This window comes from Pseudalkalibacillus sp. A8, assembly GCF_045920555.1.
Taxonomy (GTDB): domain Bacteria; phylum Bacillota; class Bacilli; order Bacillales; family Fictibacillaceae; genus Pseudalkalibacillus.
Map to the genome: position 1 here is coordinate 3,815,628 of NZ_CP174509.1, position 17,696 is coordinate 3,833,323.

Annotated in this window: 15 protein-coding genes; 1 reads left to right on the forward strand and 14 read right to left on the reverse strand. The window is 38.5% G+C overall.

All coding sequences use genetic code 11. The features are described from left to right. Nucleotides 1-44: 44 nt before the first annotated feature. Nucleotides 45-1,847, forward strand: a complete 1,803-nt coding sequence (locus ACJROX_RS19720; protein WP_408006904.1) for an amidohydrolase — start codon at nucleotides 45-47, stop codon at nucleotides 1,845-1,847. Between the two features lie 235 nt (nucleotides 1,848-2,082). Here the strand turns inward: ACJROX_RS19720 and ACJROX_RS19725 are convergent, their stop codons facing one another. From ACJROX_RS19725 to ACJROX_RS19790, 14 genes are all read right to left on the reverse strand, one after another. Further along, a complete protein-coding gene (locus ACJROX_RS19725) occupies nucleotides 2,083-3,714 on the reverse strand; it encodes an amidohydrolase (protein ID WP_408006905.1) in 1,632 nt (543 codons plus the stop codon). A 66-nt stretch (nucleotides 3,715-3,780) separates the two neighbouring features. After that, nucleotides 3,781-5,124 carry an APC family permease gene (locus ACJROX_RS19730; protein ID WP_408006906.1) on the reverse strand — a complete coding sequence of 448 codons (1,344 nt, stop codon included), beginning with the start codon at nucleotides 5,122-5,124 and terminating at the stop codon, nucleotides 3,781-3,783. 332 nt (nucleotides 5,125-5,456) lie between these two features. Continuing rightward, on the reverse strand, nucleotides 5,457-7,049 hold the full coding sequence (locus tag ACJROX_RS19735; protein WP_408006907.1) for a hydantoinase/oxoprolinase N-terminal domain-containing protein: 1,593 nt from the start codon (nucleotides 7,047-7,049) through the stop codon (nucleotides 5,457-5,459). A gap of 1 nt (nucleotide 7,050) precedes the next feature. Continuing rightward, nucleotides 7,051-8,142 carry a DUF917 domain-containing protein gene (locus tag ACJROX_RS19740; RefSeq protein WP_408006908.1) on the reverse strand — a complete coding sequence of 364 codons (1,092 nt, stop codon included), beginning with the start codon at nucleotides 8,140-8,142 and terminating at the stop codon, nucleotides 7,051-7,053. Nucleotides 8,143-8,148: 6 nt separating this feature from the next. Beyond that, nucleotides 8,149-9,477 (reverse strand): cytosine permease, encoded by a 1,329-nt coding sequence (locus tag ACJROX_RS19745; RefSeq protein WP_408006909.1) that lies wholly within the window; start codon nucleotides 9,475-9,477, stop codon nucleotides 8,149-8,151. A gap of 47 nt (nucleotides 9,478-9,524) precedes the next feature. After that, the gene (locus ACJROX_RS19750; protein WP_408006910.1) at nucleotides 9,525-10,112 is read right to left on the reverse strand and encodes a TetR/AcrR family transcriptional regulator; all 588 of its coding nucleotides are present in this window, start codon (nucleotides 10,110-10,112) and stop codon (nucleotides 9,525-9,527) included. A gap of 297 nt (nucleotides 10,113-10,409) precedes the next feature. After that, complete coding sequence (locus tag ACJROX_RS19755; protein WP_408006911.1) at nucleotides 10,410-10,685, reverse strand: FAD-dependent oxidoreductase; 276 nt, start codon at nucleotides 10,683-10,685, stop codon at nucleotides 10,410-10,412. Nucleotides 10,686-10,890: 205 nt separating this feature from the next. Continuing rightward, nucleotides 10,891-11,934: a TRAP transporter substrate-binding protein gene (locus ACJROX_RS19760; protein WP_408006912.1), complete on the reverse strand. Its 1,044-nt coding sequence runs from the start codon at nucleotides 11,932-11,934 to the stop codon at nucleotides 10,891-10,893. A gap of 41 nt (nucleotides 11,935-11,975) precedes the next feature. Beyond that, nucleotides 11,976-13,010: an Ldh family oxidoreductase gene (locus ACJROX_RS19765; RefSeq protein ID WP_408006913.1), complete on the reverse strand. Its 1,035-nt coding sequence runs from the start codon at nucleotides 13,008-13,010 to the stop codon at nucleotides 11,976-11,978. Then, nucleotides 13,007-13,894: a 4-hydroxy-tetrahydrodipicolinate synthase gene (dapA, locus tag ACJROX_RS19770; RefSeq protein ID WP_408006915.1), complete on the reverse strand. Its 888-nt coding sequence runs from the start codon at nucleotides 13,892-13,894 to the stop codon at nucleotides 13,007-13,009. The genes ACJROX_RS19765 and dapA overlap by 4 nt, the downstream gene beginning before the upstream one ends. Continuing rightward, complete coding sequence (locus ACJROX_RS19775) at nucleotides 13,839-14,876, reverse strand: hydroxyacid dehydrogenase (protein ID WP_408006916.1); 1,038 nt, start codon at nucleotides 14,874-14,876, stop codon at nucleotides 13,839-13,841. The genes dapA and ACJROX_RS19775 overlap by 56 nt, the downstream gene beginning before the upstream one ends. 22 nt (nucleotides 14,877-14,898) lie before the next feature. Continuing rightward, on the reverse strand, nucleotides 14,899-16,197 hold the full coding sequence (locus ACJROX_RS19780) for a TRAP transporter large permease (RefSeq protein WP_408006917.1): 1,299 nt from the start codon (nucleotides 16,195-16,197) through the stop codon (nucleotides 14,899-14,901). Continuing rightward, a complete protein-coding gene (locus ACJROX_RS19785; protein ID WP_408006918.1) occupies nucleotides 16,198-16,683 on the reverse strand; it encodes a TRAP transporter small permease in 486 nt (161 codons plus the stop codon). 33 nt (nucleotides 16,684-16,716) lie between these two features. Further along, nucleotides 16,717-17,424 (reverse strand): GntR family transcriptional regulator, encoded by a 708-nt coding sequence (locus tag ACJROX_RS19790; RefSeq protein ID WP_408006919.1) that lies wholly within the window; start codon nucleotides 17,422-17,424, stop codon nucleotides 16,717-16,719. Nucleotides 17,425-17,696 lie beyond the last annotated feature (272 nt).

Consider the following 17,696-nt stretch of genomic DNA (forward strand, 5'->3'; position numbering starts at 1 on the left):
AGAGCTTTAAATTTAAAAGGAACCTAATTAAGGGAGTGAATGTTATGAATAGTAGATTACCTTTTCCTAATCTATCATTTTTGGTAGTAATATTTTTGCCAGTCTTACTGCTGTTAACTGCCTGCACCCAACAAACAATAGAAAAGGATACGGAGGTATCTAAAGAACCCACCCAGAAGTCTGAAGGAAAAGCCACCCTAGTTCTTAAAAACGGAAGTGTATATACCATGGAAGAAGATCAGCACACTGCTGAAGCGATAGCTATCAATGATGACCAAATCATCTTTGTTGGCAGCAATACTGGTGTGGAAAAGTATATAAGCGATGACACTCAAGTGATTGATCTGAAAGGGAAGATGGTCTCCCCAGGCTTTATGGATGGACATACCCATCCACCGGGCCAATGGACTACTAAGCTTTTTCAAGTAGACCTTACGAATGTTAAAAGTCATGAAGAATACATCCAGGCTATTGCCGATTTTAGGAAGGACCATCCTGATGTGAAAATAATCACTGGCCGTGGTTGGAAAAATGGATCGTATGAACAAGCAGATGGTACAAACCCAGGTCCTAAGAAAGAGGATATAGATGCGGTGGTTTCCGATATTCCAGTAATCCTCAACTCCATTGATGGCCACTCTGTATGGGTAAACTCCAAAGCACTTGCAATGGCCGGGATATCCAAGGAAACAAAGGCTCCGAAAGGCGGTATGATTGAACGTAACCCTGACGGTTCCCCTCGCGGTGTTCTCCGTGAAGGTGCAACCGATTTACTAACAGATGTACAAGCTTTGTTTGATCTAACTGGGGAGCAGTATAAAAAGGCTTTCTTGAAATATCAAGATGAAGCAAACAGCTTTGGTATAACCGGAATTCTGAACATGTCTGGCAGTACTGAAAACATGAGTTTACTGCATGATCTGGAAAAGGAAGGGAAGTTGACGATGCGAATTGCCAACGCCTTCAAATTTGACCCAGGCACCAATCCAGACGAAGCGGTTAAAACGGTGCTTGATTCTCGTGAAAAGTATAGTTCAGATTATCTTCAAATTAATACTGCTAAACTATTTGCTGATGGAGTAACTGAAGGCAAAACCGCCGTTTTCCTTGAGCCCTACACTGAGAATGCCGGAATGGGTGAGCACTATCATGGTGACGCAAATTGGAAAGTTGAGGATTTTAATAAAATGGTTACCTCTCTGGATAAGGACAGTGTTCAGTTGCATATTCATGCTATCGGTGATGGAGCTGTCCACGCAAGTCTTAATGCGTTTGAAAAAGCACGTAAAGCTAACGGAGAACGTGATTCCCGTCATACCATAACCCACATTTCCGCTATTAATGATAATGATATCACACGAATGGCTAAAATGAACGTCATTGCAAGTTTGCAACCATTCTGGTTTTACAAGGATCAGTACTATGAATTGGAAAAGGCAATGATTGGAGAGGGCCGTGCGCTGGACATGTACCCTGCCCGCAAGATGTGGGATGAGGGAGTGACTATTGCTAGTAGCAGCGACTATCCTCCAACCCCTGACTACCGACCCCTTAACGGTATAGAGATTGGAGTTACTCGAAATAGTCCTTATCCGGATGAACAGGAAACGAATATGATCCGTAATGATGCTTACGCGCTAACTGTAAAGGAAATGCTCCAGTCATTCACAAAAAACGTTGCTTATCAATTATTCCGGGAAGATGATTTAGGCTCCCTGAAGGTTGGTAAGAAGGCAGACATGGTAGTTCTTGATCTAGATATCATCAATTCCGACCCTAAAGACATCTCAGAAACAAAGGTGGTCTACACAATTGTTGGCGGGAAGATTGTTTACGAGGGAAAATAAAAAAATGAACTTTAACAAAACTGATACCAAAATGACGTTTCTCTGACTGAATTGTCAAGAACAGGTATTACTCTTCCAAAGTGTCACGTTTAAAAATAAACCAGGCGGATTCTACGAATCCGCCTGGTGTTTGTCTTTATATATTTTCTTTTTGAACGATAGCTTCATCTTACAAGTTAAGATATGTTGATGACAATAATAAAATCTACCGCTTCCGCACTCGGTAATTTTTCCTTTAATTTGACAACAGGGTATATTTCTCTTCGAAGACAACATCTCCGTTCATAATTGTCATCAACACCTTCGTTTCCCTTATCTTTTCCGCAGGAATCGAAAATAAGTCTTTATCTAAAACAACGATATCAGCTAGCTTCCCAGGTTCTAATGTCCCAAGTTCATGATCTCTAAAGACACTATGGGCAGCACCTGAAGTATACGCTTTTAAAGCAGAAGCAAGCGGAATCCGTTCTTGTTCATTCCAAACTCTTGTGCCACTGTAATCCATCCTGTTTACTGCATAATAGATTTCCTTGATTGGATCCAATGGAGATATTGGAAAATCAGTTCCAAATGCTAGATTTCCAGCCGCTTCGTATAATGATTTACACGTATAAGCATATTTATCTTTTTCTTCACCAATCCTTGACGTATGATTTTCACTTGGCATAAGTGCTAAATGAGACGGCTGGATGGAGGGGATCACTCCCAAAGTTTCAAACCGTTTTATATCCTCTGGATGTATGACTTCAATATGTTCCAGGGCGTGCCTTGAATCCCTATTCCCATTAATGTTCTGAGCTTCTTCAAACGCATCTAGACCTAACCTGACCGCCCCGTCACCAATTGCATGGAAACGAATCTGAAACCCTTCTTTATCGGCTTCAACAACCCATTTTTTAATTTGTCCTGGTGAAAAAGCTGTCTCCCCTTTAGTTTCTGGGCGGTCTTTATATGGGTCCAACATAAAGGCTGTATAGCCCGTAATGACTCCATCTATAAATTGCTTCAATCCTGTAAACTTCAATTTTTGTGAATTGTATCTCTTTCTAAGATTTTTCACACGTTCAAAATCCCCATCCAGTGCCGGGTATAGGTGAACACGTACAGTCAAATTCTCTTGATCCTCAAACTCCTTATAAAACTCATAATCTTCTATACCAGCTAGCGCCCTACTGGCGTATAAGTCATTGACAGATGTTACACCACATTTTGCTGCGTGTTTTAGAAAACTTTCCATCAATTCATATTGCCGTTCTCTCGGAAACAACAATGCTTTATCCGATACTAATGATACAGCTGTTTCAAGCAGTACGCCTGTCAACTCTCCATTGTCATCCTTCTGAATATCTCCATAGGGCGGGTTTGAAGTTTCTCGGGTAATATTTGCAATTTCCAACGCCTTGCTGTTCACCCAAGCATAGTGTCCTTCAGCATGAAATAAAATCACTGGAGAATCAGGAACATGCCGATCAAGTATCTTCCGATTTGGAGGGACACTCACGTCCTCCCAGCTTCCTTCATCCCATCCATTTCCAATGATCCATTCGCCATCATCTTTACTACGCGAAAATTCTTTTACCTTCTGTACAACTTCCTCAGAGGAAGTGGCAGTCGATAAATCGATCGAAAAATCAGTGAATAAACTTCCGAGCATCAAATGTAGATGTGCATCATGAAAACCAGGCATGATCAATTGATTTTTAAAGTCATAAACTTTGGTCGATGTCCCTATATATTGATCTCCATTACCGTCCTTTTCTACCGCTGTAATTTGGTTATCCTTTATCGCAATGAACCCTGACATCGGCTCATCTTCCACCCCTGTGAATATCACATTACCCCGGAGTAAAATATCAGCTGTATTCATCATATCTCTCCTCATAAATAAATTTTTATTTTCTAAAAAATTTTAAAAGCAGCTGTTTAAGGTAAGTCATGAAATATTTTCTTCATATTGAATTTCTGGGAGTCTGGTCCGGAATCCTTTCGTCAAAAACAACAGATATACAACACCTAACACGAACCAAACGCTTCCTAGAATCAAAGAATACTTGTCAAGATTAATAAGGAGCCACAAGTCAAGTAATGCACCGATTAAAGGAACGACGACATATAATGCAATTCCTTTAAAGGACCTCTCTTTTTTCCTTCGGAAGAACAAAAAGATGACTGAAATATTTACAAAAATAAACGCTAGAAATGCTCCAAAGTTAATGAATGATGCCACCAAAGTGAGACTTAAAAATAGCGCTGACAAGGATAAACAAGATATCAAAAGGATGTTGTTGACGGGGGTCTTATATTTCTTATGCAGCTTCCCAAAAAATTTCTCAGGAAGCTGTCCATCCCTTCCCATTGCAAACAACACACGGGAAGCACTTGCTAATGATGCTGTTGCGGAACCAAAAACTACAAAAGCGGTTACTACTAAAAATGTCGTGCTCAGGACATTTCCTCCGACTAGTCCAATGATTTCATATGCGGCTGAGTCAGGGTTACTAAAACTCATATAATCCGGCCATAGATTGTGTGATAAATAGGAAACTACAATAAAAATAAAGCCGCCGATCAGCGTTACCAAAATAAGACTGCGGGGAATATTCTTTTTGGGGTTGACGGTCTCCTCGGCAAATGCCGTTACTGAATCAAATCCTAAAAATGAAAAACAAAGCAACGCAGCTCCGGCAACGATCAGAGAAAATGTTTCATCAGGATTAAAAAACGGTTCGATATTGAATAGGGTCCCTGTACCTGTCCCTTGTAGAATTGATTTAATAGATAGAATACAGAAGATCAGTAAAAACAATACCGAGAACACAATAACAATCATGTTTGCTCCTGCTGCGAGTTTAACTCCCCTTATGTTTACAAGGGTGACGAGGATTAATAATCCAGTGATCCAAACCTGAGGCGGAACCCCTGGTATTGCTGCAGAGAAGAAAATACCAAATAACAAATAGTTGACCATCGGTATGAAAAGATAGTCCATTAAAATTGACCACCCGACCAAAAATCCGACAAAAGGATTGATCGCTTTCTGTGCGTAAGTATATGCTGATCCGGAAATGGGATATTCTTTCGCCATTTGTCCATAACTATATGCAGTAAAGAGCATTACGATCAGAGCAAGGATATACGACCCTGCTACCATGCCATGTGATAGCTGCGAAGCAATACCATATGTACTAAAGACAGTGGTTAAAGCCATAAAAGCCAAGCCGAATACAACAACAGAAGATAATGATAGAGACCTTGAAAGTTGTGTGTCATATTTCAAATTTAATTCCCTCCTTAAATTTTAGTTATTATTTATATTGCAATTTCTATGCCAATTAGGAATTTTTAGATTATTAACAATATTCCCCTCCATTTTCCTATTGCATGAAACAGCTCTCTTCAACACCCCTAGAGATGCCATGCAATATCGCATAATCTATGAGTCTATGCATAATCTAATTGATAACATGACCCCTGCTTTAATGTGAATGAGAGTCAGCTTGCTCTTCTTTATTAAAAGGGTGAAGGTAGATCTTGTTAAACACATAAAAAGTGAAGCGATCTGATTCCAAGTATTTGGAAAATTAGATCGCTTCAAGTAAAAGTTTTTGTTTATTTTACGGTACCTGTATACTCTTCCTTACGTGTTTTCAATAATGTGCCGGCTGCTTTCACTCGGATTTTTGTTGCGTTACCAGGTACGTAAGACAATGGTACATCTTCAAGATCGACTATTGTTAGGTCAGAAGGATCGGCGCCGGCTTTGATTGCCTCCTCACGTGCCATATCCTTCGCCTGCTCAAGAGTTTTCTCCCTGCCAAGCTCATCCATGGAAAAGATTCTTTCCACTTGCCCGCTTACTTGGGAGATCGCTGCCCCCATTGCGTTCGCAACTCCGAAATGATTCGGTTTCAACACTTCTGATGCTCCTTTTAGATCGTTCGGGAACAGGATACTTCCTCCGCCTACTAGAACGACTGGAACAGGCTCTGAACTTGTTTTCATTTTATCGATTGCTTCTTCCAGCATTTCAACCATTTTTGCGTACACTCTTTGTAATAAATCTTGATCTAAATGAGAGACTTTTTCTCGATCGCCTAGATCAGCGATGCCTAATGCAACGGCTACATCCGTTGTCGTAAGAGTCTCACCGCCGAAGATCAAGCTCTTCTCAGGCAATCGATGGCCAACACTTTCAGGCCCGACCTTTATTTCCCCTTCGTCCAATACCTCGATGATCGTCCCGCCGCCTAAACCGATTGAAACGATATCAGGCATGCGGAAATTGGTCCTCACTCCGCCGACTTCTACAGCGAGTGAGGATTGACGTGGAAACTTGCTTATCAGGACACCGATGTCGGTTGTCGTTCCACCGACGTCTACCACCAACGCATCCGAATGGTCCGTGAGATAGGAGGCACCTCTCAAACTGTTTGTAGGTCCGCACGCAATTGTTAGAATTGGATATTTCACCGTGTATTCAACAGACATTAAGGTTCCGTCATTTTGCCCGAAGAATACCTTTGCGTCAACCCCTTCCCTTTTTAACGCCTGCGTGAATCCATTCGCTGTCGCCCTTGCCACATCAACCACAGATGCATTCAAGATCGTCGCATTTTCACGTTCGATAAGTCCAACACTGCCGATTTCGCTCGATAACGAAAGAGGGATTTCATCACCAAGCACCTCTGTCAAAATCTCTACAACCCGTAACTCATGTTGATTGGATACGGGTGAAAAGACGGACGTGATCGCAACCGAGTTCACTTTTCCTTTGATCTCATGAGCAATTTTGTAGATTTCAGCTTCATCCAGTTCAACGATTTCACGGCCATCGAACTCATGTCCGCCTTTGACAATATACGTATTTTGGTCGAGGATCGCTCTTAAATCATCCGGCACTCCGACCATTGGTTTTATCGCTAATGTTGCAGGAGCTCCAATACGGATAACCGCAACTTTGTTCAATCTTTTCCGTTCCACAATCGCATTCGTGCAGTGTGTCGTACCGAGCATCGCGTAATGAATGTCCTCCACAGCGACACCTGACCCCCGGATCACTTTTTTCAATGCTTCATAGATCCCAGTACTTACATCCTCTGTTGTCGGGTGTTTCACCTCGGAAACGACATGATAGTTTTCATCCAAAATGACCGCATCTGTATGGGTTCCACCTACGTCTATTCCAATCCGATAACTGCACATTTCATTTCACGCCCCCTTCTACTAGCTCCTCGATCGGTGTATATTCGACATCGTAGCCGAAGTACCCAGGACCCGTCGTTTCAATCCCTTTCGGCGTCCTCCATTTCGGATCACACGGCATACCGATAACGACACAACGCGCACCGTATCGCAATCCTTCTGTCGTGATCGGGATTCCCGTTTCTGCATCTAATACCGCAATCAAGTCGGGGGTTACACATTTTACGTGATCCTTCGTACGGGCCAGTAAATGTTCATTTTGAAATTGAAGGTACAGCTCATTATCCTTATTTTCATCAAGGCCATGAATCGTAGCCGTCCCACGAGCAAATCCTGATTCCGTCTTCCGGTTGATATCCATCACTTTTCCTGTAAAAAGATTATAACCTTTCGTTACATCAAGGATTTCTTCAATCGGGTTTTTGTTGGCTTGTTTGGCTTCGCGAATCCTACGGCCGATTTCCTCTTCCAATGTCAAAATGTTGAGGATCGATGCTTGCTTCACTGTCTTTCCTTGCATCGGATAGATCGAAAGCATGACCGACCCACCCATTTCTACAGTAGCAGATCGAGCAATTCGTTCCGCCCATACGTTATTGATCGTATTCAATACGGTATTGTTGCCCTTTTCATCGGCTAAAACCATAGGAGTCGCCGAAATACCATCTAGATAAAAGGTCACCATTTGAAGTTCAGGAAACGCTCTTCCCATTCCGTCCGCGTCAATGACAGGCAGACCCAATCTCGCTGCCAAAGCAAAAGGGATCATCGAGTTGACCCCGCCCGCTTCAATCGGCATCGTCGCAAATATTTCTTTTCCTAAGTAATTTTTTAACGCTTCAAATGCCCCGATCGCTTCCTCACCACTTGGCACTTTTTCAATCATGACGGTAGGAGCGCCCATCATTGCGGAAGGAACGATCAAGGCGTCATCCGGAACTTCATCCACACTGATCAACTTGACCGGGCCATATTCCTCGATCGCCTGGAGTGCCATCAGCTTACCGATATACGGATCACCTCCGCCGCCCGTCCCTAAAAGAGCAGCTCCAACGGCGATATCCTCGATTTCCTGCTTGCCAATAAGTCTCATAATCTCTTAACCTACCTCTCTATATTCATTTCGTTTAATTTGTTTGTTCTTTAAAATGGTCGAAACTATCAATTGTAAGCCAAATGCCACGATGAAAGCATCCAATCCTGAAGCCCCCGTCAGAGTGAATAAACCGAATCCATTTGGAGCAGGTGTTGTCATGAAAGCAAATAGTGCTGACAAAATCCATACAATCGAGCTCGTTACATTCACGTTTTTCATCTGACCGATATATTGAAAGTCATATTTTTTCGGATTGACGAAGTAATCGCCGACATAGATCCCCCCGATTGGCGGAATCAATGCACTTAAAAAGATCAAAAACGGGATGAAGTTATCATAAATACCGCCGAGGGCCATCATGGTCCCGACGAATCCAGCAATGATCGTCAATACGAATTTCGGTGCTTTACTGAAAATGACAGAGAACCCAAGTGCTGAGGAATATAGGTTGTTATCATTCGTTGTCCACTGAGCTAAAATCAGGATGGCCATCGCTGCAGCTCCCCAGCCCAGCCCGAGCATGATCTCGACGATGTCTGCCTTGGAGGTCGCTTTTGCTAGAATGACCGCAATGATCAACACGACACTGAAACCGGCAAAAAATCCGACAAAGGATGAGATGACAGCATCTTTCGTAGATCTTGCATACCTTGAGATGTCTGGACCGATGATCGCACCGATTGCAAGAGACCCGATAATCAGGGAAATCGACAGTCCGACCGTCAATGGGTCCCCACTTAAAGGGGTATCGATAATCGAAGAAAAGGATCGGTTGTCCATAACTTTTGCAAGGGATGCCACAAGCAATAGGCCAAGTAAAGGCACCGCGAGAAAACTTAGCTTTTCTATTGCGTTATAACCGATAACAGCAGTCGTCGTCATCAAGATCCCGCCTAATATGACCAATGCTTTCGCTGGAACATCAACCGAAAAAACTTCCAGCAGTATATAGCGTAAACTCGAACCGAATAAATCGAGCTGGACACCGAACCACCCGAATAATGCAATCGCTATGATGACCGATACAGCATAAGAACCGTATCTACCCAACGCGAACCTTGATACTAAGGAAGTGGAGAGTCCTGTCTTGGCTCCGACAACTCCACACAATGCACTTAAAACTGCCAATACGAATGTTCCGACGAAGGTGGCTAGAATACTCTTGCCAAACGATAAACCACCGCCAAGTGTTCCGCCTAGAACAATTGCGGATAATGCAATGATTGCTCCCAACCAAACAATCGATAACGCAAACCAGCCTTTCCGCTTTTCCTGTGGCACTGGTTTCCTTTCATAATCATTGACAAATTTCTTTTCTGATCCCTCAACCATAACATTTCCCCTCCTTTTGATTGATCTATTTTTTAATAAAAAATAGGCTACCAATAATCTGGTATCTGATTGATGATGTTTTCGATCATTTCTTTACCTAGTTCCAGTTGGATAAAAAAGTTTTCTTCCTTGTACACATTGAATGACCAGAACACTCCGTTCGCGATGAGGATGAATTTTTTTATGATTTTATCCATCTCTTCCTCTGAAATATGGGGATAATCCCGGTTCAGATTTGAATATAGAGCATCTACCAGCCATTCATTAAAAGAAAGCATATTGTTTTGCAAATACATCTGTATCTCTGGAATCGGCGCTGTAACCAATGATATATATGCCTTCGTTTCCCGCGGGTTTGCCCTATGATAGGCAATCGAGCCATCGATCAATGAAGTGAAGATCACCTTGATATGGCAATTTTCGACCTCTTTCATGATTTTTTTCATCTCAGTAAAATGGTTGTCCAGCAGCTGCTGAAACGCATCGATGAACAAGCTTTCCTTGTTTTTGTAATAGAAATATATCGAGGCCGGCTTGATCCCCAATTCCTTAGCGATTTTCTGTAAAGTAGCCCCTTGATAACCGTTCAATGAGTACTGGTTGATCGCTGCGTCAATCACTTCCTGTTTCCCCAAAAAATCACCACCTAACGTTTATTAGGTTATTTTATAGAAAAGTAGTACAAAAAGCAATAATTTTCAGAAAAAATTTTTATTTTCATCTAGATGCCGTAGTCAAAGACTAAGAACAATTGCTCTTCAAACAAAAAAACTCCATGATTTTCTCTTCATGGAGCTTTACTATTACCTTTATTTTGTTTGTTCATGATAAAAGGGGGCTATCTATCTCTCATTCATGGACCTCAACATCTCTCTTAAAGATTCTATAAAAGAAATTGATAGCTATAATGTTTTTTCAGGGTTTCCAGCAAGTTATTTTACACTTTCTACAAAACGATTCGGACTTAAGTGATTTATAGGGTAACTCGTTTTTCCATCTATTAATAATTCTGTGGTAATTTTTCCGATAACAGGTGACATTTTAAACCCATGTCCTGAGAATCCACTTGCAATCAGAACGTTTTCCATACCTGGTACAGAACCTATAACAGAATGATCCTCGGGTGAATAGCTATCCATATAAACACTTGCCCGGACTGGATCAGGTTGTAGGCCAGGAATCAATTCCCTGACATTTTTATCGTACAATGGAACATCTGCGCCATTTTAAGTATGTTTTGTGAGAAAATAGATTACATGGGTTGAGTGAAAAAGTTAGATGTACCCCTAGATTATAAATTAGTTGACTGAAAAAGGGCCTACCTCTTATGTACTAAGAGATTAACCCCTTTTCGTTTATCCTAGTAGAGCGTCGAACGCGTTTAAATAAATAATCAAGAATAAGATACTATTTTTATTTAGCCTCATCAATAGCTTGTAACATTTCATCTACAAGCCCTTCATCAATTTTGCTTTCTAAATATTCTGACACTTGTCCGATTACTACGTCCTGAAAGGCCTTAAATTGCTCTGGGGTTAATTCTGTAACTTCTACTCCAGCATCTAAGATTGTTTGCATATCTTTTTCTGTATTTTCAGTAACATGGTCAAGTAATGCTTGGGTAGCTGCTGCTTCAGCTTTTATAACAATCTGTTGGTCAGCTTCACTTAAGTTATCAAAAAAATTTTTATTTATTAAGGATACGGCTGTATTCATAACATGTTTATCTAAAGTGAAATATTTCGTTACTTCTTGTAATTTAACCATTAACATAGTATATGGTGCTTGCTCATGTCCATCGACCACACCAGTTTGAAGTGCTGAGTATAACTCTTCAAAAGCTATTACCTGTGGAGTTGCTCCTAAAGCTTTTACCATTTCTTGATGAACTGGTACTTCCATTACACGTATCGTTAACCCTTTTAAATCATCTGGAGAAGTAATAGGATGTTTATTATTCCCAAAGTTTCTAAATGACGACGGGATGAAAGACATAAGCTTCATATTACTTGAATCAGCTATACCGTCTTTAAGCTTTTGTCCAAAATCACCATTTAGTACAGCTTGTCCTACTTCAAGTGTTTCAAAAGCATACGGCAAATCAAGTACTTGAATGTTAGGATTATACGTGGCTAGTGTTCCAGTGTTTTGTCCTGCGGTCATTTCCAAGTTTCCATTATTAACTTGATCCTTCATCGAATCCAAATTTCCGAGTTGTGAGTTAGGAAAAACCTGAAGCTTGATTCTACCATCGGACTCTTCTTCTAATACTTCACTAAGTTTTTCGGAATAAGTATTATAAGGGTCTGATTCTAATCCATTTCCAGCATGACCAAGTCTTATTGTAATTTCTTCACTTTCCCCCTCATTATTACTTGTAGATTCACTAGAACAAGCAACTAGACTTAGCATCAACAAGGTCAGAAAGAGGACATTGACTAATTTGAAATTAAACATAATTATCTCTCCCATAATTTTAATTTTATTAAAGCCCTTAATTAGCTAAAGTAGTTATCAATAGAAATCTCTAAATCAAGTGTTAATTTCTCGATCTCTTTATACAAATTCTCATTTATTAATATCCCGTCTTGTTCGCGTTCTTTCTTTTTTAAGTATTCGATTTCTCCTGGAAGATAAATCGTATTATTCTCATTTCCCTTCTTCGTACTTTTCACCATTGAAATTAAGCTATCAAGTCTTTTATTAAATATTTCTTTTGGCATTATTTGATCAACATCCATTGCCATCATAACGAATCCTATATCGGAATGTCCCACATTTTTACCATAACCGGAGCCAGTTAAAACCCCAGCTAGAATATCCATTATTAATGCCAAACCATACCCTTTATGATTTGCAATTGGTAATAAAGTTCCTCCACCTTCATAACCCTCATTGGGGTCTGTGGTTGGATTCCCTTCTTTATCTAATGCCCATCCTTCAGGAATTATCTCATTTTTTTGGTTTACAAGTATTAACTTTCCTGCAGCAACAACAGATGATGCAATATCGAGAATAACTGGATCTTCATTTTGACGTGGGATAGAAAAAGATATTGGATTGTTACCCAATATTCTTTCTGCTCCACCAGTTGGAGCCATTAAAGGCATTGTATTTGTAGTAGTAAATCCAATCATTTTATGCTTAGCAGCTAATTCCGTATAATAACCTGATGCACCATAGTGAGTGGCATTCTTCACTAAGACAAGACCTAGTGATTTCTCCTTTGCTATTTTTATTGCCTCCCGCATAGCTAAATGTCCCATAAAGTGCCCCATACCATGGTCACCATCAAGTACAGAAATAATCTCACTTTTTTTGTCCCATTTGTAGTTTGGATTCTTACGAATGATTTTTTTGTTAATTCTATCAATATAAGTATTTAATAAAATTAAACCATGAGAATCAATTCCTCTTACATCTGCATAATTCATTATTTCACTTGCCATCTGTGCTTGTTCGCTTGTTAGTCCAATTTTCGTTAGGACATCTACAATTAGTTCAATATGTTTTTCTTTTTGAATTCTAATCAACCGTGGACAGCCCCCGTGGTAGTCTCAATCCTTTTTAAAACTGATTTGGTGTTTTTAGATGGTATTATTAATGGTAAATTTAGATTACTACTTGTTAATCCCTTCATTTCAAGTAATGTTTTTAAAGGTCCTGGATTACCCTCCATAAAAATCGCCTTGAAAACTGAGTAATATTTTTTGTTGGTTTCAATCGCCTTTTCTGTTTCACCTTTACGGATAAGGTCATAAAGCTTGACCCATAATGCAGGCATCACATTCGCACTAGCCATTACAGAACCCTTTGCTCCAAATATCATTGAGGCTACTGCTGCAAACTCTTCTCCTGCAAGAACTGTAATCTTATCGCTTACAAGGTTAATTAATTCAACCATTTGACCAAAGTTTTCTGTACACTCTTTCACACCGACAATATTAGAAGTTTCATTAACTATAGTTTCAACTGTAGTTGGCAGCATGTTTACACCTGTTTTATGAGGTATGTTGTATAATAATATAGACATGTCTAAAGTTTGATCTAATTTCTTATAATAATTGATTAAACCTTGTTGAGTTGGTTTAACGTAATAAGGAGTTACGATCATCAGCGCATTAACTCCAGCATCTTTAGCATATAGGCCCAAATCAATCGTATTGCCGATACCTGGATCAATGAGACCTATAACAACTGGTACTCTTCCATTTACTATTTTTAACGCCAAATCAATTACTTCTTTTTTCTGTACAATACTCAAGGATGTATACTCACCTGTCCCACCTAAGAATAGTAAACTATGAACTCCACTTTCGATTTGAAAATTAATTAAATCTCGAAATTTAGCTTTATCCACTTCATTTTGATTCGTTAATGGTGTTACTAACGCTGTCATAATGCCTTCGTAATTCATTTTTTCCCCTCCCTAAAATTTTAGATGTTGTAAATACTTCTTTATTTACAATGTTTTTAGAAACTTTTCCACCTAATACAATAGCAACTTCTTCAGATAAGATCTTAGAACACCGATCTTTGGCTTCTTTTGTATCCCCAGCAATATGAGGGGTAAAGATTACATTTTCCAATTTGAAAATGGGATCATTGGGATCAGGGGGTTCTTTATCTAAAACATCTAATTGTACACCTGCAATTTTATTTTGCTGAAGTGTATACAATAATGCTTTCTGATCAACAATTTGACCACGACTTACATTGATTAAATAGGATTCTTCTTTCATATGATTGAATTCCTCTTCAGAGATCATTTTTTCTGTACTTTTCATTAAAGGGAGATGTAATGTTGTATAATCTGCTATTTTTAAGCCTGCAATCAAAGAGTCTACGACTGTTACCTCATCACCTCCTGCTGTAATATATGGGTCGTAAATAAATACTTTCATATTGAATGCATTTGCTAATTTTGCAACTCTTCGTCCTATATTTCCAAAACCGATAATAAATAAATTTTTATCTGCAATCTCAGAAGGTAGAACCTGGTCTCTGAAATCCCAGTTATTTTTTTTCACTTCCTTATGATTACGAACTAAGTTTTTACTGAGAGCCAATATAGACATCATTGTATGTTCTGCTACAGAGACAAAATTAGCATCCGGTACATTAATGACACAGACACCTTCTTCTGTTGCTACTGAAACATCAATGTTATTAACACCCACACCATGTTGTCCTATTACTTCTAGTGAAGGACAGCTACGTATTAAATTTGCAGTTATCGTTTCAGTCCTTGTAATAAGAGCATGAATTTCATTTTCATTTATCATTTTTATTAAAGTTTTTTCTTTACCATTTGAAGCATAAAAGGTACTAAATTTATTAGATAAATAATCAACTCCTATCGGTCTTATTGTTGGTTCAATAAACAACACATTCTTCATACTATTCAACTCCTAAATTTAATTACATAGCACCAAATAATTTAGGTAGGAATAAGGAAATTCCTGGAACCAAGGTGATGAGTAGCAATATTAGAAGACATGCTACCAAAAACGGTAGTCCTTCTTTTACGATGGCGGTTAATTTTGAATCACTAATCGCGGAAGCCAGATACAAGGCAGTACCATATGGTGGAGTTATCATACTTATCATTACATTTACTACCATGATAATCCCAAAGTGAATCGGATCTACTCCCAATCCTATAAATATTGGTGTAAAAATTGGAGCAAATAATAGTAACTGTGCTACATCAGAAAGCCACATACCATTGATCAAGAAAAATACATTAACTAAAAGTAATAAGACAACAGGTGACAAATTTGCATCTGACATAAAACTATTAATCATACCAGGAACTCTTTCAATAGATAGTATCCAACTTATCACCCCTGTAAAGGCTATAATTAGGAAAATAGAACCTGTTACTCGTGCTGTATTAATCAATGCCTGCGAAAAATTTTTTATCGTTAAATTTCTATAGACAAATGCAGTAATTATAAATGAATATGCAGCAGCTATAGCAGCCGCCTCTGTTGCAGTAAATAAACCAGATAACATACCTCCAAGAATTATCACAGGTAAAAACAAAGCATATAACGAGGCAACTGTATCACTTAATGCTTGTTTCCACGTAACCTTTTCATAGTTCTTTGGAAAGTTTCTTTTCTTTGCCATAAAAAATACCACGATCATTTGTACAAGCCCCAGTAAAATACCAGGGATAATTCCACCTAGAAATAAAGCTCCTACGGAAACATTTGTTAAACTAGCAAATATTACAAAAGGAATACTAGGGGGTATAATCGGACCTTGCAAAGCTGATGTGGCTGTTAAGGCAGCTGCAAACTCCCTTTTGTAACCATCTTTTTCCATCATTCTAACTTGAATAGGTCCTAAGGCAGAAACATCTGCAAGTCCCGAACCTGATACTCCTCCAAATAACATACTCCCTAATATATTCACGTAGGCAAGTCCACCCCTTAATCCACCTACTAAAAGCTGACAAAATCGAACCAACTTATCCATCATTCCTCCAATATTCATTAACTCTCCTGTTAGAATAAAAAGAGGTATTGCAAGGAACACAAAGCTGTCCATACCAGTATAAAAATTGTGGACGAGTATATTCATAGAATCAAACATTCCAGGCTTAACCAAAAAATAAACCATTCCTGATGTACCGATCGCTAAAACTACTGGAGCTCCAATAAATAAAAGTGTCACTAACGTTAGAATTACGATAATTAAAGCTACTGACATTTATCGAACCTCCTTAATACTTACAATGTTATTAACAATTTTATAGAGATATTGATATAACATTAATGTAGTCCCTAAAGGAATAGAAAGATATGCATAAAACCATGAAATACCTAGTGTTGGCGTAGTTTTGTTAGCGCTTTCAATTGCTTGAATCCAACCATAATATGTCATAACGAGAAGTAAAAGAATAAATACAAATTGATACACTACATTTCGAATTTTTTTGAAATTTTCAGATAATAAATGATCAAAAAAATCTACATTTATCATCTCATTCTCTTTTATTAGTACATTTGCTATAATCATTACTGCCCATATAACAGAAAAGGTTGAAAACTCAATGGACCAAGCTAACCCAGAATCAAAAAATGTTCTTAGAATTACTTGAACCACTAATACTATGGTTAGAGCTGCTATAAAAATACTAGCTAATATTTTAGAAATCCATGAGATAGTATTACTTATTATAGTTAGAATGTTCATGACTCTCAGCCCCTTTTAGTAATCAACTTCTTGTTATCCTTCAAACCTTATTTTGTATTTCCATACGTCTGTTCTTACGTGATAAATGTTTAAATCAATTAGATTTCCATTATGATAAGAAAACCTTTTGATCTCTAATAAGGGAAATCGAATTGGCACATTTAACCGTTTAGAAAGATTTTCATTTGCTACAACTGCTTCCATTTCCTCTTCAATGTGGGAAAATTCAATGTTTAATTCTTCTTTTATCAATTTACCTACCGCTGAAACAAAGTTATAGTCTTTTTCAAAAACAGAAATAGGGACAACTGGTTTTATATAATGTTCCATATATACAAGCGGTTCGCCATTAAAATACCTTATTCGACTTAAATGGATTATATTTGAATCAGTTGGTAAATTTAGTTCTCTGGCATACTCTTTGGATTGAATATACCCTAGGGAGAGAGTTTTAGCAGATATTTTCCTCCACTCTTTTGAATATTGACTTCCGAAACCTGTTGTCATGGTCCAACGCTCTGTTTCAGAAATATTTGAAACAAAACTTCCTTTCCCCTGCAAGCGATATATATACCCATCATTTTCAAGTTTTTTTAAAGCTTGCCTTACCGGTGTTCTACTAGCCTTATACATTTGTTCCAATTCCATCTCTGAAGGAAGTAAATCACCTGTTGTATAAGTACCATCCTGTATTTTCAAATAAATATCATCATAAATTACTTTATAAAGTGCTTTTTTCATTTTTTACCTCTCTTATTTGATCTTGGTATACTTATAATACTAAGTGTTATAAATAATATACTATAAAAAACATTCAGAGTAAATATTATTTTCTGAATTTTCTATAAGGTGACTCGCATAATTTAATACAAGGGAGGAAAAAGATATCTACACCATTTTAATGTGCTTTCATCACAATGTGCTGCTTTATACATGAGGGTGATAACAGGTAAAAAAAAACAAAAATCCTGGAATTCGTTAACAAAAATGAATTCCAGGATTTTTAATATATG

Excerpts from the sequence above, each read along its gene's own strand:
- ACJROX_RS19745 (WP_408006909.1), bottom strand. The coding sequence starts at position 9,477 with ATGGTTGAGGGATCAGAAAAGAAATTTGTCAATGATTATGAAAGGAAA.
- ACJROX_RS19760 (WP_408006912.1), bottom strand. The coding sequence starts at position 11,934 with ATGTTTAATTTCAAATTAGTCAATGTCCTCTTTCTGACCTTGTTGATG.
- ACJROX_RS19790 (WP_408006919.1), bottom strand. The coding sequence starts at position 17,424 with ATGAAAAAAGCACTTTATAAAGTAATTTATGATGATATTTATTTGAAA.
- ACJROX_RS19785 (WP_408006918.1), bottom strand. The coding sequence starts at position 16,683 with ATGAACATTCTAACTATAATAAGTAATACTATCTCATGGATTTCTAAA.
- dapA (WP_408006915.1), bottom strand. The coding sequence starts at position 13,894 with ATGAATTACGAAGGCATTATGACAGCGTTAGTAACACCATTAACGAAT.
- ACJROX_RS19740 (WP_408006908.1), bottom strand. The coding sequence starts at position 8,142 with ATGAGACTTATTGGCAAGCAGGAAATCGAGGATATCGCCGTTGGAGCT.
- ACJROX_RS19775 (WP_408006916.1), bottom strand. The coding sequence starts at position 14,876 with ATGAAGAATGTGTTGTTTATTGAACCAACAATAAGACCGATAGGAGTT.
- ACJROX_RS19720 (WP_408006904.1), top strand. The coding sequence starts at position 45 with ATGAATAGTAGATTACCTTTTCCTAATCTATCATTTTTGGTAGTAATA.
- ACJROX_RS19735 (WP_408006907.1), bottom strand. The coding sequence starts at position 7,049 with ATGTGCAGTTATCGGATTGGAATAGACGTAGGTGGAACCCATACAGAT.
- ACJROX_RS19780 (WP_408006917.1), bottom strand. The coding sequence starts at position 16,197 with ATGTCAGTAGCTTTAATTATCGTAATTCTAACGTTAGTGACACTTTTA.
- ACJROX_RS19725 (WP_408006905.1), bottom strand. The coding sequence starts at position 3,714 with ATGAATACAGCTGATATTTTACTCCGGGGTAATGTGATATTCACAGGG.